The organism is Streptomyces sp. NPDC024687 (genome assembly GCF_055559055.1).
Genome location: NZ_JBVHLJ010000010.1, coordinates 152,396 through 177,530 on the forward strand (window position 1 = coordinate 152,396; position 25,135 = coordinate 177,530).

A 25,135-nucleotide genomic window follows, 5' to 3' on the forward strand; every position below is an offset into this window, starting at 1 on the left:
GCGCGGCGGGACCGGGGCCGCGACAATGGGCGCATGGAGACGGAGTACCTGCGGGGATGGCGTCGGCAGGTGCGTGTCGCGCTGCGGCCGGAGCCGAAGGGCGCCGCGCTGTCACGGCGGTCGGTGTGGTTCGACGTGCTGCTGGCCGTGCTGCTGACGGTGGTCGCGCTGGTGGTGGCGTCGCGCTATCCCGGCGACGGGCCGGTGCGCGTGTCGAGATTCGCGGACGGCGTGCCGGTGCCGCCCCGGCCTCCCGCGCTCCCGGGCGTGCGGATCGAGGAACCGGTCTCCTCACCGCCCTGGGTCCTGGTCGTGCTGTCGGCACTGCCGCTGGCGGCGCGTCGGCGGTTTCCGCTGACCGTGTTCGCGGTGGTGCTCTGCGCGGGGCTGGCCATCGGCGACGACGCCTCCTGGATCAACGTCCTGACCTGCGTGATCGGCACCTACAGCGCGGTGACGCACAGCCGGCACCGGGCGGGCGCGATGGCCGGGCTCGTCGTCGCGGCCGTCCTCGCCGGAGTGGCGTTCCGGTCGACGGAGCCGGTGCTGCCCGGCTGGTCGAGTCCCGGGGTGGTGCTGCTGGTGGCGGGGGTGCTGGCCAGCGTGGTGCGGTTCGGGCGGCGGCGTCTCGCGGCCAGCCGGGACCGGTTCGCGGAGCTGGAGCGGACGCACGAGGAGGCGACGCGCCGGGCCGTGGCGGAGGAACGGGCCCGGATCGCCGCGGAGTTGCACGACGTCGTGACCCACAATGTGAGCGTGATGGTCATCCAGGCGGGCGCCGCGCGCAAGGTCATGGACGCGGCCCCTGAGCGGTCCAAGGAGGCGTTGCTCGCGGTCGAGGCCGGGGGCCGGGCCGCGATGGCCGAACTCCGGCACGTGATGGGCCTGTTGGCCGCGCCGGACACCGGCCGTGCGGACTCCCCCGCCGACGGCCTCGAACCGCAGCCGGGGCTCGGGCAGTTGGACGCCCTGACCGACCGGGTGCGGGCCGCGGGGACACCGGTCGGCGTCGCGGTCTCCCTGCCCCCGGAACCGCTGCCGCCCGGCGTGGACCTCACGGCGTACCGCGTGGTCCAGGAGGCGCTGACCAACACCCTCAAGCACGCGCCCGGCGCCGAGGCCGTCGTCACCGTCGGCTGGTCCGGCGACCGGCTGGAGATCGAGGTCATGGACACCGGCGCGGTCCGCGACGGGGTGCCCGCGGACGGGAACGGCCGCGGGCTGATCGGCCTGCGCGAGCGCCTCGCGGTCTACGGCGGCGAGCTGACGGCGGGCCCGACCCTCGCCGGCGGCTTCCGGATCAGGGCGGAGGTGCCGTGGCGGACGACGTGAACGGCCACGGCCGGGCCCACCCTGTCGGGTCGGCGGACCGACCGAGCGGTGCGGCGGCCCCGGCGACAGCCCGGCGAACCTCCTCGACGAACGGGCGGATCGGTGGAGCCGCTCCGCCGGCAGACCGGTCCAGCGGCGGAGCGGTCCCGGGGACAGCCCCGCAAACCCGAGGCACGGCCTCCTCCGCGAACCGGCGGATCGGTCGGGCCGCTTCGTCGGCGCACGGCACGGGCGAGGAGTGGCAGCGGTGACGGACGGCATGAACGGCATCCACGCCGGCACCGGCCTCGACGGCGACAGGCTGCGGGCCGTCATCGCCGACGACCAGGCCCTCGTACGCACCGGGTTCGGGATGATCCTCACCGCGGACGGCATCGAGGTGACCGCGGAGGCGGCGGACGGGGCGGAGGCGGTCGCCGCGGTCCGGCGGACCCGCCCCGACGTCGTCCTCATGGACATCCGGATGCCGGGCATGGACGGCATCGAGGCCACCCGGCGGATCCTCGCCGAAGACACCGCGGGCGAGATCCGCGTGATCATCCTGACCACGTACGACCTCGACCACTACGTCTACGCCGCGCTCACCGCCGGGGCCAGCGGTTTCCTCCTCAAGGACGTCACGCCCGAGCATCTGGTGGCCGCCATTCGGCTGGTGCGGTCCGGGGACGCCCTGCTGGCGCCCACGATCACCCGTCGCCTGATCGAGCGCTTCGCCCAGCGGGAGGAGGCGGTGCCCTCGGCCGAGCTGCACCGGGACCTCTCCGGGCTGACCCCGCGCGAGCTGGAGGTGCTGCGGCTGCTGGCGACGGGGCTCAGCAACGCCGAGCTCGCGGAGCGGCTCTTCCTCAGCCCGACGACGGTGAAGACGCACATCGGCCGGATCCTGTCCAAGCTGGAGCTGCGCGACCGCGTCCAGGCGGTCGTCCTCGCCTACGAGAGCGGGCTGATCACGCCGGGCGGCGCATCGGAAGGCGCCTTGCGGGACCCCTAAGCCATCAGCCCGGCCGCGACCGTCGCCCCCAGCTCCCAGCACGCCTCGATGTCGGCCTTGCCGGGTTCGCCGGTGACGGTCACCGGTTCGGTCGCACGCCGCCAGCCGAGACCGGTCGTGATCGACTCGATGCCGCGCAGGGCACCGGTGACGTCGTTGCCGCCGTGCACGTAGCAGCCGAAGGACCGGCCGCGCGTCTCGTCGAGGCACGGGTAGTAGATCTGGTCGAAGAAGTGCTTGAGGGCGCCGGACATGTAGCCGAGGTTGGCCGGGGTGCCGAGCAGGTAGCCGTCCGCCTCCAGCACGTCCGAGGCGGTGGCGGACAGGGCCGCGCGCCGTACGACCCGCACGCCCTCGATCTCCGGCGCCGTGGCCCCGGAGACGACGGCCTCGAACATCGCCTGGCAGTTGGGCGAGGGCGTGTGATGCACGATCAGCAAGGTGGCCACGGTCGAACCCTGCCCTGCCCCGGCTTTCGTCCGCAAGCCGTGCCCTGGCCGGGCACCGCCGGGCTACGATGCCGGGAACCGCGACGGGGGAGCGAAGTCATGGCCGACAAAGGGCAGCGGGCAGCAGCGGTCTTCGACGCGCTGGGTCTGGAGTACGAGAAGGCCTTCGCCCGTTCGGAGGCTCACCTGGCCTCGCTGGAGTGGCTGCTGGGAAGGCTGGCTCCCGGAAGCCGCGTTCTGGACGTCGGCAGCGGCACCGGCCGGCCCACCGCGTCGACGCTGACCGCCGCCGGGCACGAGGTGCTGGGGGTGGACGTCTCCCCCGTCATGGTCGACCTCGCCACGCGGCAGGTGCCGCAGGCCACGTTCCGTCGCGCCGACATCCGTGAACTGCCGCTGGAGGAGGGTTCGTTCGACGCGGTCTGCGTGTACTTCTCGCTGCTCCAGATGACCCGCGCCGAGCAGTCCGAGGTGCTGGGGCGGCTGGCGCGGGCCCTGCGGCCGGGCGGGACTCTGGTGCTCGCCACCGTGCCGGCCGACGTGGAGGACCTGGCGGTCGAGTTCATGGGCCAGCCCGTCCGGGCGACCAGTTTCGCCGCCCAGGACGTGGCCACCGTGGTGCGCGACACGGGTCTGACGGTGGAGTCCGAGCATTTCGCGGAGTTCACCCCGGACCACCCCGAGGGCGCCACCGAACCGCATGTGTTCCTCTACTGCACCCTTCCATAGGGACAGCACGTAGCAACTGCCTCCCGCCGGACGGCAGTTGCGCTACATGCCTTCATCGGTCGGTCAGCGCACGGCCACCTGCACGTACGGCACCAGCCGCACCGGCCCCACCAGACCGTGGTCCTGGCGGGCGACCCCGCCGAACACGGTGGGCTGCTCGACCCTGAGCCGGTTGATCAGCGGGGTCGCCACCTCGATCTCGAGGGTGTTGGCACCGCGCCGCAGGAAGGGGCCGAGGTCGACGACGGGGTGGAGCCGGTCGGCCGCGGGCAGCCGCCGGCCGTTGACGGTCACCCGGAACGTGTCGCTGACCTGGCCGAGCTCCAACTCGGCGCCGTGGGACGGCGTCCAGTCGGCCGGCAGGGTGAGCGTGGTGCGGTAGCGGCCGACGCCCGCGGAGTCGGCCAGTTCGGGGATCTGGGACCAGGGCCTGAGCGTGTCGAGGGTGAGGCTGCGCCGGACGTGTTCGGTCCGGGTGGCGTCCGGGCCCGGGTACCAGTCGTCCACGTCCAGCTCCCAGCGGGCCGGGGTGATCGGCGCGGGCACTGCGGGGGTCCTGGTGGTGACGGTGCGGCCCCGGGACAGGCGTGTGGTCCAGGTACCGGCCGTACGGGCCCGCACGGTCATACCGCGCTCGGTGAACAGCACCGCGTCCGCGTCGGTGGCCTCGGCGTGGGGGCTGTTGCCGTGCCGGTCGCCGAACAGGCCCGGCCGCCCCAGGGCGACGATCATCGTCTGCCCCGGCTGGAGCGTCACCCGCAGGGTGAAATCGTCCCCGTCCTCCGTGTAGCGCGCGAGCCGGGTCGCCTCGCCCGTCCAGGGATCGAGCAGATACGGCACCGTCCGGCCGCCGTGTGTGCGGCGCAGCGTGACGTCGTGGTCGATCGCGGCCACGGGCGGCTTGACCGTCTCGGCGTGCTTGCCGTTGCACAGGTAGTAGAAGTCCGCATCTGCGGTGACCCGGTGGGCGTTGAGGAGCGTGGACGCGGTCGCGTGCCGCACGTCGGCACTCACGCCCAGTGCGGTGAGGGCGTCGCCGACCGCGGCCTTGTCGGTGACCCGCACGACATGGGGCAGGGCGAGCAACCGGCCGAGAAGCCCGCGCAGCCGGTCCGTCTCGCCCTGGTCCGGGACGCCGGGGGTCAGCGCCTGGTCGAAGGCGCCGAACAGGACCACGGGGAGCCCCTCCTCCGCCAGGGCGAGGATTCTGCGGGCATCCTCGACGGCGAGCGTGGGCGTGGAGCCGTAGAAGAAGTCGCCCTCGACGAACAGCGCCCTGTAGGCGGGCCCTTGGGGAGCGAGCCGGCCGCCGGAGACGGTGGCGGAGGGCAGGTCGAGCAGGGGGCCGCTGAGGAACTGGTGGGTCCAGCCGAGCGGGACACCGGTCGCCGTGAACCAGGAGGCGCCGATGCCGGTGGCGGTGTAGCCGGTCTGCCGGAACACGGCGACGTCCGCTCTGGCGGTGCCGCTCTGGAGCACCTGGTGCACGCGGCCCAGGTAACCGGAGATGTCCTCGACGTGCCGCCAGGTGGGCTGGCGCGGGCCCCACGACTCGCCGTAGCCCGCGGTGCCGTTGTACGGGCTGAAGGCCGCGAACCCCGGCCAGTCGACCCCGGGCGCGGTGGCGTAGGAGAAGCCGTGCACGACGGTCTGGTTGACACCGGCCGCGTAGGCGCCGCCCATGGTCCGCAGGAAGCGGTCCCAAGTGGTGCTGTACGCGGATCCGTTGTAGGCGCCCGCCTCGCAGGACAGGACGGTCCGTCCGGCCATGTCCCGGCCGCCGGCCAGGCAGCGGTAGTCGTCCAGGTTCTTGAAGCCGAGCGACTCGCCCTCGGGGACGTCGAGGATCGCGGCCGCGGCGATGGCGTCCGTCTGGAGGCCGTAGGGCTGTGAGCGCAGGGTCATGCCGAGGGTGTGCGCCCAGTCCCGCAGGGCCGTCAGGTGGTTGCGGTTGAAGAGGCCGGAGACGGTCTCCCAGAAGTCGTGCCGGATCTGTCGGGTCAACTGGGCTTCGTAGGCGAAGACCTGGTTGCCGTTGTCCAGGACTAGGGCGGGCAGGTACGGCAGCAGGAGCCTTCCGGTGTGCTTCTCGAAGGCCTCGGGCAGCAGGGGTGTCCAGGTCAGGCCGTCGGTCTCCAGCTCCACGGAGTCCTCGAAGAAGGAGCCGCCCGCGGCCCTCAGCAGGCGCCGCAGGGACGGGGTCAGCAGGTGGTCCTGCCAGTAGGCGGTGACCGCGGTGGTGCCGGCCGGGCTGAAGTGGTCGACGGCGTAGGCGGCCGGGGCGGAGTGGGGGCCGGACTCGGGCTGCTGGCCCGAACCACGTACCCAGTAGGAGATGAGCACCCAGTCGCCGCCCTCGGGCGCGGTCCAGGTGAGCGTGGAGTCGACGACGGTCGCGGTGAGGTCCTGGACGCTCGTGGGGTCGAGGCCGGTCTCCTTGCGGGTCGAGTGGGCGGGCTCGACCCGGGCGGCCTGGACGGCGAGGAGTTGTTGGCGGGTCACCCCTGCGGCCGGGGCGTGCACGGGCGGCGGGACGGGCCCCTGGTAGGTGCTCCCGCCGGTCAACGGGACACGGCCGTGGGCGAGTTCCTTTGCGGCGGCCTCGTCGTCGGGGGTGAGACCGGGGACTGCGACGGGCCAGCTGGGGCCGAGGGTGAGGTCGACGGTGAGCCCCCGTCTCGCCGCGCGGCGCAACGCGGCCTCGACACCGTCCCGCCAGGGTCCGCTCCCCCAGCCGTGGTGCGCGGTGTCCAGGACGGACTTGTCCCTGATGCTGTGGTGGACGGCGGCGATCTCCACCCCGCCGAAGCCCGCGTCCGCGATCTGGTCGATCTCGCGGGCGATCTCGTCCGAATCCACCAGACCGTCCGGCCACCACCAACGGAACCTGGGCCGCACGGACTTCACGGGGTCCATGAACCACTGGGCAGGCACCCCCGAGGCCGCGGCCGGGACCCCCACCCCGAGTGCGGCGACGGCGCCCGCGGTCAATCCGGCGGCCAGGACTGCGCGGCGGGATAGCCCGCCGCGCCGCGGGATGGCTTCATGCATGTGGGCGCCCCCAGATGAATACTGAATCGTTTCAATCACGGTGAACGCCCGAACGCTAAGCCTCCGTCTCGACCAAGGTCAAGATGCGTGCACCGCCAACGCGGCGGCCAGGGCGTCCAGATGGTCCGCGACGGGGCCGGCGGTGAGCAACCCGCTCGCGGCGCCCGCTAGTTCACCCCTGGCGGGGCCGAGTGCCTCCTGGGCGCGCCGCATCAGCGGTCGGTCGTCCACCTGGACGGCCGCTCGGGCCAGCAGACTCCACAGGGCCTCGTACAGCAGGTCCCCCGGCGGTGCGGGGACATCGGCCAGCAGACGTACAGCGTCCTGGTCGCGCCCCTCGGCGAGCAGCAACAGGGGGCGCACCCATGGCTCGTACGGACCCCAGTCGGTGTGCGGGTCGGCGGTGGCGGGGAGGCCGTGGTGCAGCCGGAGGCACAGCAGGGCCAGCGGCAGCAGTCCGTGTTCCAGGCCGGGCATGCCGGCGCCGTCGAGGGATTTGGCGGCGGCGCGGTACGCGGACTCGCCGAGGTGCGGGGGCCCGGTCGCCGCGGTGCGCAGGGCGCGGTACCAGGTGGAGAACACGGCGACGAGGGGCAGCGCGTGGCGTTCGGCGAGCGCGTCGGCGGCGGCCGCGTGTCGGTCGGCGGCCGTGAAGTCGGCAGTGGCGCAGTGGGCTTGCAGCCGGATGAGGTGGCCGAGGACCTCGTAGGTGAACAGGTCGTGCCGCGCGGCCGCTTCGGTGATCTCCGCGCCGATGCCGTCCCGTCGGCCGGCGAGTCCGGCGCGTTCGAAGGTCTGCATGAACAGGCCGTTGAGGGCGAAGACGAGCAGGTTGGCGTCCTCGAGTCGGCGTGCGCCGGCCACAGCCTGGTGGGCCGCCTGGAGGGCGCGTGTCCCGTCGGGGAGGGTGCCGCGGGACTCCACCGCCACGGTGGCCAGGAGCCGGGCCCTCGCCGCCTCGGGCGCGCCGGGCGGCAGGAGGAGCAGGGTGCGTTCCGCCGCGCCCACCAGCCGCTCGGCCTGGGCCGGGTCGTCGGAGCGGGTCCAGACGGCGGGGACGTCGTAGACGCCGATGACGCGGACCGTCAGCTCCGGATCGCCCAGCTGCTCGGCCGCCGCCACGGCCGCGGCCCGGTGCCGTCGTGCCGCCTCCAGGGCGCCGCCCCCGGTGACGGCGAGATGACGCATCAGCCCGGCGGGCGACAGCGACAAGCCGCGCGAGGACGGCCCCCACACCTACTCCAAGCGGACCATGGCCGACGACGTCGTGACCCTCGCACGCCGCCTCGGGCACCCCCGGTTCGCGCTGGTGGGCCACGACCGGGGCGCACTGGTCGCCTTCCGCGCGGGCCTCGACCACCCGGACGCGGTCTCCCACCTGGCCTGTCTGGACATCCTGCCGACGCTCGACATGTGGGACGCCCTGCGCGGCACGTCGGCGGCGGTCGCCTTTCACCTCTACCTCATGGCCCAGCCGCCCGGCCTCGCCGAGCGGATGATCTCCGCGAGCGCGGACGCGTTCTTCGGCCACTTCCTCGACCTGTGGGCGAACCGGCCCGACGCGATCCCGCCCCACGTCCGTGCCGAGTACCTGCGAGCCTGCGGCGAGGCGGTGCCGTCGGTCGTCGCCGACTACCGCGCCTCGGCGGGCATCGACGTCGAGCACGACGAGACCGACCGGGCCGCGGAGCACCGGCTCGGCATGCCGGTGACCGTGCTCCAGCAGGACTGGGGGTCCGCGCTCGGCTACGACACCACCGAGCTGTGGGAGGCATGGGCCGACGACCTTCGTCATACGACCGTCTCCTGCGGTCACTTCATGGCGGAGGAGGCGCCGGGGGACGTGGTGAAGGCCCTGCGGGAGCTCGTTCTTCGCTGACCGTGCCTGGGAGCCGGCGGCAAGGTGCGCACCACCCTGCGCCGGGCCTTGACCCGGCTCTCACCGTGATGGACGAGGGGTGTTCGGCAGCTCGACCATCCGCAGATTCCAGCGGCCGCCGCGGCCGGTGAGTTCGACGGTGGACAGCGGCGGCACGTCCACTCTCCAGAACGCCTGGTGAGGTGCCCCGAGCGCGTGCACCACCGCGGCCCGCGCCACCGCCTGTTCGACCACCGCGAGCACGCGCCCCACGTCGGGCTGCAGCGCGTCCAGCCAGACGGCCACCCGGTCGCAGAGCTGCGCCACGCTCTCCCCGCCGTGCGGCGCCGCCCCCGGGTCGGCGAGCCAACCGGCCAGCCCCGACGCGTCGGCTGCCGCGATCTCGTCGAGTGTGCGGCCGTACCAGGAGCCCACGTCGAGGTCGCGCAACGCCGGTTGCGACGTGACGGACTCCCAGCCCAGGGTCCGGGCCGTCTCGGTGCAGCGCCGGGAGGGTGCCGTGCAGCGGGTGGCGGCCTGCGGGAGGGATCCGGCGACGGCCCGCACCCGGTGCAGCGCGCGCTCGTCGAGGGGGTCGTCGGCGAAACGGACGGCGCGTTCCGTACGGGCTGCGGCGCACAGCAGGGTGAGCCGGACGGTCATACGGGCCCTTTCGTCGAGTCGCCTGGGGTGGTTCATCGTAGGTGCCGTACGCCCTGTTGGCCGATGCGCGCATTGCCCCTACCATCTGGGACGACAAGGACGACGGCGCCACGGAAGTCCGGTGCAAGCCCGGCACGGTCGCGCCACTGTGTGCCACCCCTCGGCCGACGAGGTGTGGTGAGTCAGACCCCACGCCGTCGTCGAGTGCCCCACATGACACGGGACGCGTTGTTCCCGAGGAGGTCTCGCCATGGCGCAGTCCACTGCCGCCCCCACGCCCACCACCCCCGCCCTCGCACCACTGCCGGTGCGGGCGCTCATCCCCTGGGCCGTCTTCTTCGGCGTCCTGATGCTGGTCCTGCTGTACTTCGTCGGCGCCGAACAGGGCGCCACCGCACTCGTCTCCGGCGAGGGCGTCCACGAGTGGGTGCACGACGCACGCCACCTGCTCGGCTTCCCCTGCCACTGAGGCGGGGCGGAGCTCATGAACTCCACAGTCGTACGTACCCTGTTGGCGCGCGGCATGCTCGCCGGTCTCGGCGCCGGTGTCCTGGCCTTCGTCTTCGCCTACCTGGTCGGGGAGGGCCCGGTGGACGCGGCCATCGCCTTCGAGGAGGCAGGCTCCCACGAACACGGCGAGGAACTGGTCAGCCGTTCCGTGCAGTCGACCGCCGGACTGGCCACCGGCGTCCTCGTCTTCGGAGTCGCCATCGGCGGCATCATGGCGCTGGCGTTCTGCTTCGCGCTGGGCCGGATCGGCCGGTTCGGCGCCCGGGCGACGGCGGGTCTGGCGGCGCTCGGCGGCTTCCTCACCGTCTATCTCGTGCCGATCCTCAAGTATCCGGCGAACCCGCCCGCGGTGGGTGACCCGGACACCATCGACAAGCGCACCGCCCTGTTCGTCCTGATGATCGCGCTCAGCGTGCTCCTCGGGATCGGCGCGGTCCTGCTGGGCCGCAGACTCGCCCCGGCCCGGGGCAACTGGAACGCCTCCACCGCGGCCGCCGTGGCCTTCGTCGCCGCGGTGTCGGTGGCGATGGCCGTCCTGCCCGCAGGGGACAACACCCCGAAGGGCTTCCCGGCCACCGACCTGTGGGAGTTCCGCCTGGCCTCTCTCGGCGTCCAGGCCGTCCTGTGGTCGGCGTTCGGGCTGCTGTTCGGCTACCTGGCCGAGCGGGTCCTCGAACCGGGGCCGGCCCGGAGCGAGGTCTCCGCGCTCGTCGCCTGACGGCGTGGGTTCCGCCGGGGGCGCGCCCGGTGGAACCCACGACGTGCCCCGCAGCTCCCGTACGGTCCCGCCCAGCTTGTTCCTGGCCTGTTCCAGATGTTCGGCCTTGGCGCCGACCACCCAGCCTCGCGCAGTTCGTCCGCGTCGATACGGATCTCGGCCTCGCAGCCGACCGGCCCGGCGATCACCTCGACCCTGGCCGGCGCCACGATGCCGGGTGCCAGGATGCCGGCGGCGGGCGCCGCCTCCGGGCACGACGGAAGGGCCGGACACCCGTCTGTCCGGCCCTTCCGCACCTCCAGGGTCAGCCGCCGTTCAGGCGGGCGCGCAGGAGCTTCTTGCCGATCTCGGCGCCCTTGCGGCTGTCCGCCTGGGCCTTGCGGAACAGGTCGGCGACCTCGGTGTCCTTGCCGCGTTCCGCGTCCTCGATGTAGCTCTCCAGTCGCAGCGCGTTGCTCAGGCACGCCTCCACATACCAGATCAGGTTGTAGTCCTTGTCCGGCGTGCCGGTCGCGCCGCCGGTCTCCGTGCTGCTGGTCATTCCGGCCTCCTCGAGCGGTAGTCGTTCCGGAGCCGGACGAGTACCCGTCGTGCGCAGGTCAGTCCACGCCGGGGCAGAAAATCCGCCACGGGAACGCGACCGGTCCCTCGCGGTGCACGGTACGGGCGTGCGGGCGGGCGGGAAGGAAAGGGAGGGAGGGCGGCGCAGTCCCGAGGGCGCCGGTCGCCGCCACCCCGGCCCTGCGTCGCCGCCGTGCGCCGACCGCATAAGCTCGACGGATGGCGAAGTACTTCGACGTGCACCCCGACAATCCGCAGCCCCGCACCATCTCCCAGATCGCCGAGAGCATCCGCTCGGACGCGCTGATCGCGTATCCGACGGACTCCTGCTACGCGCTCGGGTGCCGGCTGGGCAGCCGCGACGGCATCGACCGGATCCGGACCATCCGGCGTCTGGACGACCGCCACCATTTCACCCTGGTCTGCCAGGACTTCGCGCAGCTCGGCCAGTTCGTACGGGTCGACAAGGACGTGTTCCGCGCGATCAAGGCGTCGACTCCCGGCAGTTACACCTTCATCCTCCCGGCGACGAAGGAGGTGCCGCGCATGCTCCAGCACCCGAAGAAGAAGACGGTCGGCGTGCGCATCCCCGACCATGTGGTCACCCAGGCGCTGCTCGCCGAGCTCGGGGAGCCGCTGCTGTCGAGCACCCTGCTCCTGCCGGACGAGGAGGAGCCGATGACCCAGGGCTGGGAGATCAAGGACCGTCTCGACCATGTGCTGGACGGGGTCGTCGACTCCGGGGACTGCGGCACCGAACCGACGACGGTGATCGACTTCTCGGGCGGCGAGGCGGAGATCGTACGGCACGGGGCGGGTGACACCAGCCGGTTCGAGTAAAGCGGCGCTCAAGCGGGAGGGGGCCGCGGCGGGCCAGGTGGGTGGTGCGTGCAACCATGTGCTCCGGCCCGGTTCCGCCGGGTCGGCGACCTGCTCGCCCTGGCACGCGCAGAGAGGCACCCCCATGACCTCCGTACAGGGAACCGCCGTCGACATCCCCACCGAGGACGGCATCGCCGACGCCTATCTGGCCCACCCGGCCGACGGTGCGCCGCGGCCGGCCGTTCTGCTCTTCCAGGACGCCTTCGGGCTGCGCCCCCAGCTGAGGTCGATGGCCGACCGGCTCGCCGGGGCCGGCTACACGGTCCTCGTGCCCAACGTGTTCTACCGTCACGGGCGCGCGCCGGTCTTCGAGCTGCCCGAGTTCATCGACCCGGGCGCGCGGCCGGAGATCTTCGAGAAGATCATGCCGGTCATGCAGGCGCTCACGCCCGAACTGGCGATGCGGGACGCCGGGGCCTATGTGCGCTGGCTGGCCGACCGCCCCGAGGCCGCTGACGGCCCGGTCGCCCTCACCGGCTACTGCATGGGCGCACGGCTCTCCCTGCTGACCGCCGGCACCTATCCGGACCGGGTGGCCGCCGCGGCCGGTTTCCACGGCGGGCGCCTGGCGACCGACGCTCCGGACAGCCCGCACCTGGTGGCCGCGAACATCACCGCCGAGCTGTACTTCGGTCACGCCGACGACGACCCGTCACTGCCGCCGGAGCAGATCGAGCGCCTCGCCGCCACACTGACCGAGGCCGGGGTCCGCCACCGCTGCGAGGTCTACGACGGTGCCCCGCACGGTTTCACCCAGGCCGACACCGCCTCGTACCACCCCGAGGGCGACGAGCGGCACTGGGCGGCACTGCTCGACCTGCTCAAGCGGACGTTCTAGACGTTCATGCACCCGACCCCACCATCACTTTGTGTTACCGTTTAACGTTTGCGCGCTCATGACTTCCTGCCGGGCCTTCCTCGGTACGTCCCCTCTGCGGAAGGCTCCTCATGGACCACCCCGACCACCCGGACCGCCCCGGCACAGCGTCCCCCACCACCTCCTTCGCCGATCTGGCACTCCCGGACCAGGTGCTGCGCACCCTCACCGAACGCGGTGTGCGCGAGCCGTTCCCGATCCAGGCGGCCACGCTGCCCGACGCGCTGGCGGGACGTGACGTCCTGGGGCGGGGGCGTACCGGATCGGGCAAGACGCTCGCGTTCGGTCTCCCGTTGCTCGTCCGGACGGCCGGGCAGCGTGCGGAGGCGAAGCAGCCCCTCGCACTGATCCTGGTGCCCACCCGGGAGCTCGCCCAGCAGGTCACCGAGGCACTGGCACCGTACGCCGAAGCGCTCCGGCTGCGGATGGCCGCGGTCGTCGGCGGTATGTCGATCGGCCGGCAGATCGCCGCGCTGCGGGAGGGCGCCGAGGTCGTCGTCGCCACCCCCGGCCGACTGCACGACCTCGTGGAGCGCAAGGCCTGCCGCCTGGGGCGGGTGCGGATCACCGTGCTCGACGAGGCCGACCAGATGTGCGATCTGGGCTTCCTGCCGCAGGTCACGGAGGTGCTCGACCAGGTGCGGCCCGAGGGTCAGCGGATGCTGTTCTCGGCCACCCTGGACCGCGACGTCGACCAGTTGGTCAGCGACTACCTCAGCGACCCCGTCGTCCACTCGGTCGACCCGTCCGCGGGCGCCGTCACGACGATGGACCACCACCTCCTGGTCGTGCACGGCCCCGACCGGTACGCCGTCACCACGGAGATCGCCGCCCGCGAAGGCCGCGTGCTGCTGTTCCTGGACACCAAGCACGGCGTCGACCAGCTGACCCGGCATCTGCGGACCAGCGGGGTGCACGCCGCGGCCCTGCACAGCGGCAAGTCCCAGCCGCAGCGCACCCGTACGCTCGCTCAGTTCAAGGACGGGCAGGTCACCGTCCTGGTCGCCACCAACGTCGCGGCGCGCGGCCTGCACGTCGACGACCTGGACCTCGTGGTCAACGTGGATCCGCCGACCGACGCCAAGGACTATCTGCACCGCGCGGGCCGCACCGCCCGGGCGGGTGAGTCCGGAAGGGTCGTCACCCTGGTGCTGTCGGGCCAGCGCCGCGAGACGAGCCGTGTGATGACCGAGGCGGGCATCGAGCCCACCGTCACGAAGGTGCGCTCGGGCGAGGCCGAGCTGAGCCGTATCACCGGGGCCAAGGCTCCCTCCGGCACCCCTCTCGACCGCGGGCCCGCCGCGCCCCGGCCCAAGAACACCAACACCCCCTTCCGCGGACTGGGCACCAGCAAGGACACCTCGCGCGGCACCGGCGGCAAGTCCCGGAAGGCCGGCGAGGCCCGCAAGCTCGCCGAGGCCCGCAGGGCCGCCCAGGTACGCCGCGGCGGCTGAGCGCGCGGCTGCTCGGCATCGGAACGTCTCTGCCTCGGGGGCGGCCCTCGGCCGACGCGAAAACCCGAACTGGCGGGACAGCGGCGGGCGGCCGCCGACCGGTCGCCGTTGCGCAGCGGCGGCGGCTTGTGCGCGCAGTGATATTCGTGACCGCGTACGGCCGCGCTCGGGCAGTATGGGCCGGGTGCGCTCTCGTTTCCTCGGTATTCCGGAGTTGACGCGGACTCCCGCCGTCGCCGTCGTCATCGATGTTCTTCGCGCGTTCACCGTGGCCGCATGCGCCTTCGACGGTGGTGCCGAGAAGATCGTCCTGGCCTCCTCGGAGGAGGAGGCCCTGGAGCTGATGGCCCGTCATCCGGGCTGGCTGGCCCTCAAGGACGGTGCGCCCGCGCCCGGGTTCGACGCGTTCAACTCCCCGGCCATGCTGGCGGCGCACGACCTCACCGGCCGCACGATCGTGCAGAAGACGACCTCGGGGACGGTGGGCGCCCTGGCCGTGGCCGACGCCCGGCTGCTGCTGTGCGCGAGCTTCGTCGTGGCCGGTGCGACCGCGCGACTGCTGCGGGAGCGTGGCGCGCGGGAGGTGACGTTCGTCGTCACCGGCGAGGAGGGGCGGGCCGAGGAGGATCGCGCGTGCGCCGAGTACATCGGGCGGCGCGTCGAGTCCGCCGAGGTGGACGCGGAGCCGTATCTCCGTCGTGCGCGGGAGTCCCGTTGGGCGGCCGAGCTGGCGCAGGGTGCGCGGCGGGGACTGCCGGGGGTCCACCCGGACGACGTCGGCCTCTGTCTGGAGGCCGACCGGTTCCCGTTCGCCATGCTCGCGGGGCGCGAAGGCCCCCTGATGGTGCTGCGGCCGGTACTCGCCCCGCCCACGTGACACCTCGCCGATGACTTCCGCGGCCGGGCAGGGTCTTCCTCACATACGACTGCGTACGACTTCTGTGCACGACTTCCGCAGAACGGATGTGATGACCGTGCCGAGCAGTTCCGCCTACGCCAAGGTCAACGGTCTGGAGATGTACTACGAGACCCACGGCGCCGGCCCCGAGGGCAGCCGCCCGCTGGTGCTGCTGCACGGGGGTGGCCTCACCGTCGGGCTGACCTTCTCCGCCGTACTGCCCACCCTGGCCGCCGACCGTCGGGTCGTGGCTCCCGAACTGCAGGGGCACGGCCACACCGCCGACACCGACCGTGAGATGACGGTGTCGGATCTGGCGTCGGACGTGGTGGCGCTGCTCGACGAACTCGGCATCGCCCAGGCCGACTTCCTCGGGTTCAGCCTCGGCGGGCTGACCGCGCTGGAGATCGCGGTGCGGCACCCGGAGCGCGTGGGACGGCTCGCGCTCGCCGCCACCATGTACACGCAGGACGGGGTCCATGACGAGGTCCGCGTCCCGGACTACAGCTCGCCCCGGCTCCCGAGCCAGGACGACTTCCGGGAGATGGCCGACACATACGCGGCCGTCGCGCCCGACCCCGAGCACTTCCAGGACTTCCTCGCCAAGGTCTCGGCGGCCGCGCACGCCCCGCTGCCCTGGACCGCCGACGACCTGCGAGGACTGCGGGTGCCCACACTGCTGCTCGTCGGCGACAGCGACTTCGTACGCGTGGAGCACGCGGCGGAGATGCAACAGCTCATCCCCGGCGCACAGTTGGCCGTCCTGCCCGCCACCACGCACATGGCCCTCATGCAGCGGACGTCCCTGGTGGTGCCGCTCCTGGGCGAGTTCTTGGGGGACGGCGGCTCAGGCGCAACCGGCGGCTGAGCCGCAATAGGCGGGTGAGCCGCAATAGGCGGGTGAGCCGCAACCGCCTTACCCAAAGCCCCCGTTGCTCTTCAACAGCTGCCCGTTGACCCACTGGCCCTCCCGCGAGCACAGGAAGTCCACCAGGTGGGCGGTGTCCTGCGGGGTGCCGAGGCGGCCGAGCGGCGTGGCGCCGAGACAGTGCGCGCGAACCTCCTCGGTCATCCAACCGGTGTCCACGGGGCCGGGGTTGATGACGTTGGCGGTCACGCCGAGGTGGGCCAGTTCGTGGGCGGCGGCCAGAATGATGCGGTCCATGGCACCCTTGCTCGCCCCGTACGGCAGGTTCCCCACCGTGTGGTCGCTGGTGAGGCCGATGATCCGCCCGGAGCCCCGTTCCGCGGTGAAGCGGCGGCCGAACTCACGGATGAGCAGCCAGGTCGCGCGGGTGTTGACGGCGAAGTGGCCGTCGAAGCTCTCGACGGTGGTGTCGAGCAGGCCCGAGTCGACCGACTCGCAGTGGCTCATCACCAGCGCGGCGACGGGGCCGAGGCAACGCTCCGCCTCGTCGAAGACCCGGGCCGGGGTCTCGGGGTCGGCCAGGTCCGCCTCGATGGCGGCGGTGGCCGCGCCCCGCTCGGACAGGATGCTGCCGATCGCCTCGGTCGCGCCGGGCTCGGCGCCCCAGGCCATGCGGGCGTCGTACGGGTTCCAGTAGGTGAACGCGATGTCCCACCCCGAGGCCGCGAGCTGCTGGGCGATGCCGGCGCCGATACCGGCGGTGCGGCCCACACCGGTGATCAGGGCGAGGGGGCGGGCGGCGGAGGACGGCTGATCGGTACGCGGGGTCACGGGCGGGATCGTTCACGAACGGCGGCGAACCGACAACCGCTTTTTCCTGATCGAACAGGTTCGCCGGAACCGCGGCAATGCTGAAAATTGCTCAACTCTCGCACACGTGCTGGCCGCTGGAGTCCGCTTGGCCGAAACTCGTCCCCATGTGACTAAAGTTCAACAGCACTCCTGGAGAGATAACCGCTTACCCCCGGTAATGCCTTGCTTTACCGGATCGCCGGCCGTAACCCTTCCTCAACAACCAGCCAAGACTCTGGGGGGAGTTGGCTCATGGAAGGCACGGTTGACGGGTTCCGCTATGGCGCGGTGACCCCGGTGGCCGCCTACTTGATGGCGTGCCTGGGAGGGGCCCTCGGGCTGCGCTGCATCGTGCGCACCCTGCTCAGCAGCCAGTCATGGAAGGCGGGATGGCTGGCGCTCGGCGCCGCCTCGATCGGCTGCGGAATCTGGACGATGCATTTCATCGCCATGATCGGTTTCCAGGTCGTGGAGACCCGGATCCGTTACAACGCCGGGCTCACGGTTCTCAGTCTCGCCGTGGCCATCGTCGTCGTGGGCATCGGCGTGTTCATCGTCGGCTATCGCGGCGCCAGCGCCCTGAACCTGTCGTTCGCGGGCGTGATCACCGGGGTCGGCGTGGCCGCGATGCACTACCTCGGTATGGCGGCGCTGCACGTCAACGGGACGATCCGGTACGACGCGGCCGTCGTCACGCTCTCCGTGGTCATCGCGATCGTCGCCGCGACCGCTGCGCTGTGGGCGGCAGTCACGATCCGGGGGTTCCTGACGAGCCTCGGCGCCAGCCTGATCATGGGCATCGCCGTGACGGGGATGCACTACACGGGCATGTCCGCGGTGAGCGTCCATGTGCACGACAGGACCGGGGGCTCGTGGGCGGGCGATTCGCCCACGTCGCTGCTGCTGCCCATGCTCCTGGGACCGGCGATCTTTCTGCTGTTGGCCGGAGTGGTGGTCATGTTCGACCCGCTCCTGGTGCTCGGCGACGGCGACTGGAACCGTCCGTCCCCCTCGACCGCGCCCACCGCACCGTCGTCCGGACCGCTCGACGAGGACCAGGAAGTCCGGGTGATCCACGCCCGCGCACCACAGGATCCGCAGTGGGCCGCACCGCACACCCCGCAGAGCTGAGAGCCATCCCCCTGGAGTACCCACACATCCGGTGAGGTCCGGTCGGGCCCGGAGGGAAGAGCGCTGTACGGCACTCCCCCCTCCGGGCCGGTTCTAGATCGTTGTTACGGTGCACCGGTGTCAGACTCCTCACGCGATACCGCCGAAGGCGCCGGCTGGGGCTCCACCCGACTCGGCGAGTACAAGCGGCTGATGCCGCCCAAGGTCGAGAAGATCTCGTGGCTGAGCCCCAGGATGCTGTGGGCCGCCCGCAACGGCGTGGTCGCCTCCTGGTTCGGGGACCCCACGGGCCGTACCCGAAGCCGCTGGGTGGCCCAGCGCGCGGCGGCCGGCGCACCCGCCGACAAGGTGATCCGGCGGGCGGACCCAGAGCGCTTCTCCTTCATGGTCATCGGCGACACCGGCGAGGGCGACGACCCCCAGTACGCCGTCGTCCCAGGGTTTCTGAAGATCAGTCAGGACACCCGGTTCGCGGTCGTCGCCAGTGACGTGATCTACCCGGTGGGCAGCGCGGACGACTACGGCACGAAGTTCTTCCGGCCGTACCAGGACTACCCGGCGCCGATCTACGCGATACCCGGCAACCACGACTGGTACGAGGATCTCGGCGCCTTCATGCGCGTCTTCTGCGGTGACGCCCCGCCCCTGGACGTCGAACCCGCGCCCCGCCCCGTGACCCGCGCCTGGCTGCGCTCCCTGCTGTGGCACCGACCGCGCGCGAACGACGGCCAACGCCTCGACGAGGCACGCCGGTTGCGTGCGAAGCCGTCCCAACAGGCCGTCCAGCCAGGCCCGTACTGGGCCGTCGACGCCGGCCCGCTGCGCATCATCGGCATAGACACCGGGCTGCTCGGCACCATCGACGCCGAACAGGGCGCCTGGCTGCGCGAGGTCTCCCAGGGCCCGCGCCCGAAGATCCTCATCACGGGATCGCCCCTGTACGTGGACGGCGAGCACCACCCCTGCGCCATCGACGGCGGCGGCACGGTCGACGACATCGTGCGCGACCCGGAGCACCACTACGTCGCGGCGATAGGCGGCGACATCCACAACTACCAGCGCTATCCGGTCGACGTGGACGGCCGCACCATCCAGTACGTCGTCTCGGGCGGCGGCGGCGCGTTCATGCACGCCACGCACACCATCCCGCACGTCTCCATCGCCGACGTCACCGAGAAGGACTTCCGCTGCTACCCCCTGCGCGGCGACTCCCTGGCCTTCTACAGCAGGCTCTACGGCCGCCGGCTGCATCTGCGCCGCTTCTTCACCCTCACCGAGGCCGAGGCCACCGCGGTGATCGCCGAGCGCCTCGGCATCCCGCCCACGCGCGTTCCGGGTGAGGTGCCGCGCGTCACGTTCCGCATCCGACTGGTGGCCAGTCTCCTGGGCGCGGGCGGCCGACCGGACCGCACCTCGCGGTTCCGCCTCCCGGTGCGCAAGATCTACACCCAGCTGTTCTCGCCGAGCTCGGCGACGTACAGCCCGCCGTTCTTCAAGTGCTTCCTGCGGCTGGACGTCACCCCGGAGGCGGTGCGTCTGCGCTGCTTCGCGGCCACCGGCAACCTCGCCCAGGAGATCGACCCGCCGGTCGAGGACGAGGTAACCATTCCCCTGACCCGGACTTGACCTTCTCCTTGATCTCACGGCCCGGCGAGCGGGAACATCACGCCTGACGGCCGGGTTGGCACAGCCGTACTACTTGATACGTCAAACAACCCGGAGGAGCCCGTGCCGCCGATCCCCCGCCCCCTGCGCAAGCTGGGCTTCCTGACCATCGGCCTGTTCGACGAGGCGGATCCGCGGCGCGGGCACGAGTCCACGCTGGAGATCATCGAGCTGGGCGAACGGCTCGGCTTCGACAGCGCGTGGCTGCGCCACCGGCACCTCCAGTACGGCATCTCGTCCCCCGTCGCCGTCATGGCGGCGGCCTCGCAGCGCACCAGCCGCATCGAGCTCGGCACGGCGGTGATCCCGCTCGGCTGGGAGAACCCGCTGCGGCTGGCCGAGGACCTGGCGACCGTGGACATCCTGTCCGGCGGCCGGATCAACCCCGGCGTGAGCGTGGGTCCGCCGATGCACTTCGACGAGGTCAAGGGGGCGCTGTACCCGGACACGGCCGACACCGAGGACTTCTCCTACGAGCGGGTACGGCGGCTGCTGGACCTCGTGCGCGGCGAGCCGGCCAGCGACTTCAGCGGGGTGCAGGGCTTCGAGGTCTTCTCGGACCGGGTGCAGCCGCACTCGCCGGGCCTCGGCCGACGGCTCTGGTACGGCGGCGGCAGCGTGAGCTCGGCGCGCTGGGCCGGTGAGCACGGCATGAACTTCCTGACCAGCAGCGTCGTCAAGGCGGAGGGTCCGGAGGGGCCGTACGACTTCGCGGAGATCCAGTTGTCGCACATCCGCGCCTTCCGCGCCGCGCATCCGGACGGCGAGGCGGCCCGGGTGTCCCAGGGGCTCGTGGTCATCCCCACCGACTCGGCGTCGGCGGAGCAGCGGGCGCGGTACGAGGAGTACGCGGCGAAGCGCACCCCTCGTACCGCGGCACCGCAGGGTCCGGCGCGGTTGATGTTCGCGCCGGACATCGTCGGCACGTCGGAGGAGATCGCCGAACGGCTGCACGCGCACGCCGCGTTCCGGGAGGTGGACGAGGTGGCCTTCGCACTGCCGTTCACCTTCGAGCACGAGGACTACGCACAGATCCTCACCGACATGGCGACCAAGCTGGGCCCGGCGCTGGGGTGGCGACCGGGCGCATAGACCGACGGCAGGGGTGACGGGGCGGTCGGCTCAGCCGGGGGCCGACCGCTCGGGCGCCGCCGCGCACACCAACGGATCGGACACGCCGCACAACCCGCGGTCGACCGTGCGCACCGCCCACAGCCCTGAGCCGGTCCAGCCGGCACCACGCCCCGCGACGCAGCCTCGCAAGGCCACGACCGACCTCGATCACAGCCCACGACCGCCCGGCCAACACCGCCCACACCCCGAGCCGCCCACCCGGCACCACCCCCGCGGCCCACCCCCGTCACCAACGCCCCACCTCCGTCCCCGTAACCGCCTCCGACGGCTTCCCGTCCACCCCCACCGGCACGTCCCCCGCCAGCATCACGCGGTGCATGGTGCGGGGAAATCCGAGGTGGGCGTTGTCGCCAGGGGCCAGGTGAATGGTGGCGCGGTTGTCCCAGAAGGCCACGCTGCCCGGCTCCCAGCGGAAGCGGACCGTGTACTCGGGGCGGACCGCCTGTTCGAGGAGCATGTCGAGTATGGCCCGGCTCTCGGCGCGGGAGAGGTCGGCGATCTGCTCGACGTAGTAGCCGTTGACGTAGAGGATCCGCTCCCCCGTCTCGGGGTGGACCCGCACCAGCGGGTGCAGGGAGGCCACCTGGTGGTCCAGGAGGTGCCGGAGGTAGGCGTCGTCGCCCGGCCGGGGCTGGTAGCCGACGCCGAGGCGGTGCTCCACGCGCAGGCCGTCCACGAACTCCCGCACCGGCGCGGACAGTCCGGCGTAGGCGGCGGCGAGGTTGGACCACTGGGTGTCGCCGCCGTACGGCGGTACGGTCTCGGCGCGCAGGATCGTCGCCGCGGGCGGGTCGATCCGGGCACCGTGGTCGCAGTGCCAGCCGCGCAGCAGCGTGTGCCGCCGGCGCTGCAGCCACTCCTCGTGCTCCATGCCGAACTTGCCGCCCAGCTCCAGGCGGTCGGCGGTCGTCTCGACCTCCGGGAAGCCGGCGGGCGAGGCACTGCCACGCCTGCGCAGGACGACGGGCTCACCGAACTTCCGGGCGAAGGCCACGTGCCCGGTGTGATCGAGCTTCTGCCCCCGGAAGAACACCACCTTCCACCGCAGCACCGCGGCCCGGATCGCTGCGACCACCGAGTCGTCGAGGTCACCCGACAGGTCGACCCCCGTGATCTCGGCACCGATGTGCCCGGCGACCGGGTTCACCTCGATACCCGCGTCCCGCTCCGCCGTGCCCTTGTCCGTCGTCATGCGTGCTCCGTTGTTCGCCGGGCTTCCGTACCTGTCCGGGATGACGGGCCCCACGGGGCCCATCACCCATGGTTGACTGCCCATCGTGGTCACCGCCTCAACGCCTCAGGACCCCAGCGCCTTCGTACGACGCCTGCCGGCGGGCGAGCGGCTGCCCCTGCCCGCCGACTCGGTGGCCGACTGGGAGACCTTTCCCTTCGAGGGTGACCTACGGGTCAAGCCCCTGCACCCTCCGGTCCTGCCCGAACCCGCTCGTCAGGGCGAGAGCGGCCCCGACGAGTGCCGTACGTGCCTCAAGCCGGTGACGCAATCCCTCTGGGCCGACGACCACTGGCGGCTCGACGCGGTCGGAACCGAGTCCCGGCTACCGGCGGTCGTGATGCTCCAGCCTCGCGGCCACTACGACCTGGGCGACCTGCCCGCCGAGCGAGCGGCCGAACTCGGCCCCCTCCTCCAGCGGGCCGAACGCGCGGTGCTCGGCCTGGACGGCGTCGCCCGCGTCCACGTCAACCGCTGGGGCGACGGAGCCGCCCACCTCCACTTCTGGCTGCTCGCCCGCCCCGCGGGGCTGCTCCAGTTGCGCGGCACCTTCCTCGCGGTGTGGGAGGAACTCCTGCCACCCGTGCCCGACGAGGAGCGCCGGCAGGCGCATCGGAAGATCGCCGCCGCCCTGGCCGCGGACGGCGGCACAGCCCACGCCCTCGGGGGCTGAGCTCTCAGCCGCGAGTCAGGTGTCGAGGCAGGTAGCCGAGCGCCTCCTAGGAGTGCCCGTACCCGGCCCTCGTCGACGAACGACCTAACTCGTTAAAGGTCATCTGTTCACGAGCCTTGACAGCGCCATGACCCGCTTTCCATCATCTGGGGCATCAGACTGGCTAACACGAGTTAGGCCCTGTGGATGACCGACTCGCACTTCACCCGTCGCACCCTGTTGCGGTACGGCACCTACGGCGCGGGCGCCGCCGCGCTCGCCGGTACCGCCGCGAGCTGGGACCGGCTCACCGGAGCCGACATCCCCGGCCGCGACGACGGCTCCCTCGTCGTCGCCACCCTCGGCCCCGCCTACGGCCCGGAGGCGATCCGCACGCTCACCGAGGGCTTCAAGAAGGTCCACCCGGACATCAAGCTGCGGATCAACGCGGTGCAGGCCACGGACTGGTCGGACTTCTTCGCGAAGATCCTCACCCAGATCGCGGCGGGCACGGCCCCGGACCTCGTCTATGTCGCCACCGAGGGCGTCCAGCTCTTCGCCCAACGGCTGGGCGTCGCCCTCGACAAGTGGGTGAAGCGGGACGCGGCCGAACTGCGCGAGTACTTCGCCGACGTCCATCCCTCGCTGGTGGAGTCGATGATGTACGAGGGCAGCCTCTACCAGCTGCCGGTCGAGTTCAACGCGGCCGACATGTACCTGAACAGCCAGGTGCTGAAGCGGGCGGGCGCGGGCTTCCCGGCGGCCGACTGGACCCGCGACGACTTCACCGAGCTCCTGCGGGACATGAAGAAGTCCAGCGGCTCGCAGTTCACCCCGTACTTCTGGACCAACCGTCTGTGGGGCGGGGTCGTCCCCTGGCTGTTCGCCAACGGCACCAACCTGCTCGCCGAGTCGAAGGCGCCGGGAGGCGCGTGGCTGTGGGACGGCTTCTACCCGAGCGCCGAGCGTCAGGGCCGCGGGGGCGGCTTCCGGTGGACCACCCCGCAGGCCACGGACGCGCGGGTCGAGGAGTCGTACGACTATCTCGCCTCCCTGATCCAGGAGGACCTGTGCACCCGCCCCGAGGGCGGCAACGGCCAGAACCTCATCGGGGTGTTCTCCACGGGCCGGGTCGGCGTCACCCCCGCCGGCGGCTTCTGGGCGGGCGGTCTGCACCTGGCGGGCATGCAGCCCGGGAGCTTCGACGTGCAGTACTTCCCCCGCTGGCGCACCCAGCGGATGCAGTTCGGCGCCGCCGGTTACGCGCTGCTGCGCACCTCGAAGAAGCAGGACGAGGCGTGGGAGTTCATCAAGTTCGCGGCCCGCAGGGACACCTTGATGCGGCTGTTCGAGACCAACCAGACGACCCCGGCCCGCCGTTCGATGCTCACCGCGGACCGCTACCGGGAGATCGGCCCGAGGCACTGGCAGGTCTTCTACGACACCCTCGACAAGTTCCCGGACACCGGGCCCATCCCCGCACCGCCGCAGGTCGCCGAGGTCGAGCAGGTGCTGCTCAAGCACACCGGGACAGCCCTGTCCTCGCGGCGCTCGGTGGGCCCCGCGCTGCGCCGGATGCAGAGCGATCTGGAGAAGGCCATGGAGCGTGACGTATGACGAACACTCAGATTCCCGCCGTACGGCCGTCACGGCCCGCGGCCTCAACCGCAACCGGCACCGACACCGCGCGGCCCTCGGGCCGCGACCGCGGCAGCCGTCTGCTGGCCACGCTGTTCCTGACGCCCACCATCGTCGGCATCGTGGTCTTCACGGTCGTGCCGATCGTCGGCTCGGTCGTACTGAGCCTCTTCCACTGGAACGTGATCGACTCCCCCAAGTGGGCCGGGGCCGCCAACTACCGTGAGGTCTTCACCGATTCGACCGTCCTGGTCTCCTTCCGCAACACGCTCGTCTTCATGGTGCTGGCGGTGGCACTGCAACTGCTGGTCGCCCTCACGCTGGCGCTCGCGGTGAACGGGCGGATGCCGGTGTGGCTGCGCTCGGTGTTCCGCTCCGCGTTCTTCTTCCCGCTGGTGCTGTCGGCGGCGTCGATCTCGGTGGTGATGAAGTACCTGTTCAACCAGGACTTCGGAGTCGTGAACTGGGCGCTCGGACTGATCGGTATCGCCCCCGTGCCGTGGCTGACGTCCGAGAACTCGGCGATGGCGGCGGTGATCCTGGTCTACGTCTGGCAGCAGTTCGGCTTCTCGTTCCTGCTGTTCGTGGGCGGCCTGAACAACATCCCCAAGGAGATCCACGAGGCCGCCGCCCTGGACGGGGCGACCGGCCTGCGCAAGCACCTGCACGTGACGGTGCCGCTGCTGTCGCCGACCCTGCTGGTGGCGACCGTGGTCGGGGTCATCAACGCGCTCCAGGTCTTCGAGCAGCCGTACGTCCTGACCAACGGCGGGCCCGGCGACTCCACCCGCACCGTCGTGATGGTCATCTACGAGTCGGCGTTCGAGCAGCTGCGCTTCGGCGAGGCGTCCGCGGTGGGCGTGCTGCTGTTCGTGCTGATCATGGCGGTCACCGCCCTCCAGTTCCGGCTCAGCCGGCGTTTCGTCCACTACCAGTGAGCCGGGTGAGTCCCTTGAGCCAAGCGACCCTGAAGACCAGCCCCGCACCCTTG

23 protein-coding genes and 1 pseudogene are annotated in these 25,135 nt (G+C 71.9%); 17 read left to right on the plus strand and 7 right to left on the minus strand.

From position 1 onward, the window contains the following. The first annotated feature begins 33 nt into the window (after positions 1-33). Positions 34-1,332 (plus strand): sensor histidine kinase, encoded by a 1,299-nt coding sequence (locus ACZ39I_RS33130; RefSeq protein ID WP_467248622.1) that lies wholly within the window; start codon positions 34-36, stop codon positions 1,330-1,332. Between the two features lie 259 nt (positions 1,333-1,591). Further along, positions 1,592-2,323, plus strand: coding sequence for a response regulator (locus ACZ39I_RS33135; protein ID WP_467248755.1), 732 nt, complete (start codon positions 1,592-1,594; stop codon positions 2,321-2,323). Here the strand turns inward: ACZ39I_RS33135 and ACZ39I_RS33140 are convergent. Further along, complete coding sequence (locus ACZ39I_RS33140) at positions 2,320-2,772, minus strand: flavodoxin family protein (RefSeq protein WP_467248623.1); 453 nt, start codon at positions 2,770-2,772, stop codon at positions 2,320-2,322. The two genes, ACZ39I_RS33135 and ACZ39I_RS33140, sit on opposite strands and share 4 nt — an antisense overlap. A gap of 99 nt (positions 2,773-2,871) precedes the next feature. Between ACZ39I_RS33140 and ACZ39I_RS33145 the strand changes: the two genes are divergently transcribed. Next, positions 2,872-3,501, plus strand: coding sequence for a class I SAM-dependent methyltransferase (locus ACZ39I_RS33145; RefSeq protein ID WP_467248624.1), 630 nt, complete (start codon positions 2,872-2,874; stop codon positions 3,499-3,501). Between the two features lie 63 nt (positions 3,502-3,564). On the opposite strand, the gene ACZ39I_RS33150 is transcribed toward ACZ39I_RS33145, so the two are convergent. Continuing rightward, the gene (locus ACZ39I_RS33150; RefSeq protein ID WP_467248625.1) at positions 3,565-6,552 is read right to left on the minus strand and encodes a glycosyl hydrolase; all 2,988 of its coding nucleotides are present in this window, start codon (positions 6,550-6,552) and stop codon (positions 3,565-3,567) included. A gap of 78 nt (positions 6,553-6,630) precedes the next feature. Next, a complete protein-coding gene (locus ACZ39I_RS33155; RefSeq protein ID WP_467248626.1) occupies positions 6,631-7,764 on the minus strand; it encodes a hypothetical protein in 1,134 nt (377 codons plus the stop codon). Between ACZ39I_RS33155 and ACZ39I_RS33160 the strand changes: the two are divergent. Then, positions 7,751-8,431: pseudogene (locus tag ACZ39I_RS33160) on the plus strand (alpha/beta fold hydrolase); the annotation flags it as partial. The gene ACZ39I_RS33155 and the pseudogene ACZ39I_RS33160 sit on opposite strands and share 14 nt — an antisense overlap. A gap of 60 nt (positions 8,432-8,491) precedes the next feature. On the opposite strand, the gene ACZ39I_RS33165 reads toward ACZ39I_RS33160, so the two are convergent. Then, positions 8,492-9,073: a histidine phosphatase family protein gene (locus ACZ39I_RS33165; protein ID WP_467248756.1), complete on the minus strand. Its 582-nt coding sequence runs from the start codon at positions 9,071-9,073 to the stop codon at positions 8,492-8,494. Positions 9,074-9,323: 250 nt separating this feature from the next. Between ACZ39I_RS33165 and ACZ39I_RS33170 the strand changes: the two genes are divergently transcribed. Then, positions 9,324-9,542: a CbtB domain-containing protein gene (locus ACZ39I_RS33170; RefSeq protein ID WP_467248627.1), complete on the plus strand. Its 219-nt coding sequence runs from the start codon at positions 9,324-9,326 to the stop codon at positions 9,540-9,542. Between the two features lie 15 nt (positions 9,543-9,557). After that, the gene (locus ACZ39I_RS33175) at positions 9,558-10,301 is read left to right on the plus strand and encodes a CbtA family protein (RefSeq protein ID WP_467248628.1); all 744 of its coding nucleotides are present in this window, start codon (positions 9,558-9,560) and stop codon (positions 10,299-10,301) included. Between the two features lie 304 nt (positions 10,302-10,605). Here ACZ39I_RS33175 and ACZ39I_RS33180 read toward each other — a convergent pair whose 3' ends face one another. Beyond that, positions 10,606-10,842: a hypothetical protein gene (locus tag ACZ39I_RS33180; RefSeq protein WP_352389819.1), complete on the minus strand. Its 237-nt coding sequence runs from the start codon at positions 10,840-10,842 to the stop codon at positions 10,606-10,608. A 239-nt stretch (positions 10,843-11,081) separates the two neighbouring features. Here ACZ39I_RS33180 and ACZ39I_RS33185 point away from each other — a divergent pair, with 239 nt between their 5' ends. The 5 genes from ACZ39I_RS33185 to ACZ39I_RS33205 all read left to right on the plus strand — a co-directional run bounded on the left by ACZ39I_RS33185 (position 11,082) and on the right by ACZ39I_RS33205 (position 15,841). After that, positions 11,082-11,702 carry an L-threonylcarbamoyladenylate synthase gene (locus ACZ39I_RS33185; protein ID WP_352389820.1) on the plus strand — a complete coding sequence of 207 codons (621 nt, stop codon included), beginning with the start codon at positions 11,082-11,084 and terminating at the stop codon, positions 11,700-11,702. A gap of 124 nt (positions 11,703-11,826) precedes the next feature. Next, complete coding sequence (locus ACZ39I_RS33190) at positions 11,827-12,582, plus strand: dienelactone hydrolase family protein (RefSeq protein ID WP_467248629.1); 756 nt, start codon at positions 11,827-11,829, stop codon at positions 12,580-12,582. 110 nt (positions 12,583-12,692) lie between these two features. Further along, positions 12,693-14,075 carry a DEAD/DEAH box helicase gene (locus ACZ39I_RS33195; RefSeq protein ID WP_467248630.1) on the plus strand — a complete coding sequence of 461 codons (1,383 nt, stop codon included), beginning with the start codon at positions 12,693-12,695 and terminating at the stop codon, positions 14,073-14,075. Positions 14,076-14,259: 184 nt separating this feature from the next. Continuing rightward, on the plus strand, positions 14,260-14,952 hold the full coding sequence (locus tag ACZ39I_RS33200; RefSeq protein ID WP_467248631.1) for a 2-phosphosulfolactate phosphatase: 693 nt from the start codon (positions 14,260-14,262) through the stop codon (positions 14,950-14,952). A gap of 91 nt (positions 14,953-15,043) precedes the next feature. Beyond that, on the plus strand, positions 15,044-15,841 hold the full coding sequence (locus tag ACZ39I_RS33205; RefSeq protein WP_467248632.1) for an alpha/beta fold hydrolase: 798 nt from the start codon (positions 15,044-15,046) through the stop codon (positions 15,839-15,841). 48 nt (positions 15,842-15,889) lie between these two features. On the opposite strand, the gene ACZ39I_RS33210 is transcribed toward ACZ39I_RS33205, so the two are convergent. Beyond that, positions 15,890-16,672: an SDR family oxidoreductase gene (locus ACZ39I_RS33210; RefSeq protein WP_467248633.1), complete on the minus strand. Its 783-nt coding sequence runs from the start codon at positions 16,670-16,672 to the stop codon at positions 15,890-15,892. 273 nt (positions 16,673-16,945) lie between these two features. Here ACZ39I_RS33210 and ACZ39I_RS33215 point away from each other — a divergent pair, with 273 nt between their 5' ends. The 3 genes from ACZ39I_RS33215 (at position 16,946) to ACZ39I_RS33225 (ending at position 20,581) form a co-directional block, all read left to right on the plus strand. Further along, positions 16,946-17,824 (plus strand): MHYT domain-containing protein, encoded by an 879-nt coding sequence (locus tag ACZ39I_RS33215; protein ID WP_467248634.1) that lies wholly within the window; start codon positions 16,946-16,948, stop codon positions 17,822-17,824. A gap of 117 nt (positions 17,825-17,941) precedes the next feature. Beyond that, a complete protein-coding gene (locus ACZ39I_RS33220) occupies positions 17,942-19,450 on the plus strand; it encodes a metallophosphoesterase family protein (RefSeq protein WP_467248635.1) in 1,509 nt (502 codons plus the stop codon). Positions 19,451-19,552: 102 nt separating this feature from the next. After that, a complete protein-coding gene (locus tag ACZ39I_RS33225; protein ID WP_467248636.1) occupies positions 19,553-20,581 on the plus strand; it encodes an LLM class flavin-dependent oxidoreductase in 1,029 nt (342 codons plus the stop codon). Between the two features lie 268 nt (positions 20,582-20,849). Here ACZ39I_RS33225 and ACZ39I_RS33230 read toward each other — a convergent pair whose 3' ends face one another. Further along, positions 20,850-21,815, minus strand: a complete 966-nt coding sequence (locus ACZ39I_RS33230) for a TauD/TfdA dioxygenase family protein (protein WP_467248637.1) — start codon at positions 21,813-21,815, stop codon at positions 20,850-20,852. Positions 21,816-21,900: 85 nt separating this feature from the next. On the opposite strand from ACZ39I_RS33230, the gene ACZ39I_RS33235 reads away from it, so the two are divergent. The 3 genes from ACZ39I_RS33235 to ACZ39I_RS33245 all read left to right on the plus strand — a co-directional run bounded on the left by ACZ39I_RS33235 (position 21,901) and on the right by ACZ39I_RS33245 (position 25,082). After that, on the plus strand, positions 21,901-22,527 hold the full coding sequence (locus ACZ39I_RS33235) for a hypothetical protein (RefSeq protein ID WP_467248638.1): 627 nt from the start codon (positions 21,901-21,903) through the stop codon (positions 22,525-22,527). Positions 22,528-22,713: 186 nt separating this feature from the next. Further along, positions 22,714-24,123 (plus strand): extracellular solute-binding protein, encoded by a 1,410-nt coding sequence (locus ACZ39I_RS33240; protein WP_467248639.1) that lies wholly within the window; start codon positions 22,714-22,716, stop codon positions 24,121-24,123. After that, on the plus strand, positions 24,120-25,082 hold the full coding sequence (locus ACZ39I_RS33245; protein ID WP_467248640.1) for a carbohydrate ABC transporter permease: 963 nt from the start codon (positions 24,120-24,122) through the stop codon (positions 25,080-25,082). Before ACZ39I_RS33240 ends, ACZ39I_RS33245 begins: the two co-directional genes overlap by 4 nt. The last annotated feature ends 53 nt before the right edge of the window (positions 25,083-25,135 follow it).

Excerpts from the sequence above, each read along its gene's own strand:
- ACZ39I_RS33130 (WP_467248622.1), top strand. The coding sequence starts at position 34 with ATGGAGACGGAGTACCTGCGGGGATGGCGTCGGCAGGTGCGTGTCGCG.
- ACZ39I_RS33135 (WP_467248755.1), top strand. The coding sequence starts at position 1,592 with ATGAACGGCATCCACGCCGGCACCGGCCTCGACGGCGACAGGCTGCGG.
- ACZ39I_RS33145 (WP_467248624.1), top strand. The coding sequence starts at position 2,872 with ATGGCCGACAAAGGGCAGCGGGCAGCAGCGGTCTTCGACGCGCTGGGT.
- ACZ39I_RS33150 (WP_467248625.1), bottom strand. The coding sequence starts at position 6,552 with ATGCATGAAGCCATCCCGCGGCGCGGCGGGCTATCCCGCCGCGCAGTC.
- ACZ39I_RS33165 (WP_467248756.1), bottom strand. The coding sequence starts at position 9,073 with ATGACCGTCCGGCTCACCCTGCTGTGCGCCGCAGCCCGTACGGAACGC.
- ACZ39I_RS33170 (WP_467248627.1), top strand. The coding sequence starts at position 9,324 with ATGGCGCAGTCCACTGCCGCCCCCACGCCCACCACCCCCGCCCTCGCA.
- ACZ39I_RS33175 (WP_467248628.1), top strand. The coding sequence starts at position 9,558 with ATGAACTCCACAGTCGTACGTACCCTGTTGGCGCGCGGCATGCTCGCC.
- ACZ39I_RS33180 (WP_352389819.1), bottom strand. The coding sequence starts at position 10,842 with ATGACCAGCAGCACGGAGACCGGCGGCGCGACCGGCACGCCGGACAAG.
- ACZ39I_RS33185 (WP_352389820.1), top strand. The coding sequence starts at position 11,082 with ATGGCGAAGTACTTCGACGTGCACCCCGACAATCCGCAGCCCCGCACC.
- ACZ39I_RS33190 (WP_467248629.1), top strand. The coding sequence starts at position 11,827 with ATGACCTCCGTACAGGGAACCGCCGTCGACATCCCCACCGAGGACGGC.
- ACZ39I_RS33195 (WP_467248630.1), top strand. The coding sequence starts at position 12,693 with ATGGACCACCCCGACCACCCGGACCGCCCCGGCACAGCGTCCCCCACC.
- ACZ39I_RS33205 (WP_467248632.1), top strand. The coding sequence starts at position 15,044 with ATGACCGTGCCGAGCAGTTCCGCCTACGCCAAGGTCAACGGTCTGGAG.
- ACZ39I_RS33215 (WP_467248634.1), top strand. The coding sequence starts at position 16,946 with ATGGAAGGCACGGTTGACGGGTTCCGCTATGGCGCGGTGACCCCGGTG.
- ACZ39I_RS33230 (WP_467248637.1), bottom strand. The coding sequence starts at position 21,815 with ATGACGACGGACAAGGGCACGGCGGAGCGGGACGCGGGTATCGAGGTG.
- ACZ39I_RS33240 (WP_467248639.1), top strand. The coding sequence starts at position 22,714 with ATGACCGACTCGCACTTCACCCGTCGCACCCTGTTGCGGTACGGCACC.
- ACZ39I_RS33245 (WP_467248640.1), top strand. The coding sequence starts at position 24,120 with ATGACGAACACTCAGATTCCCGCCGTACGGCCGTCACGGCCCGCGGCC.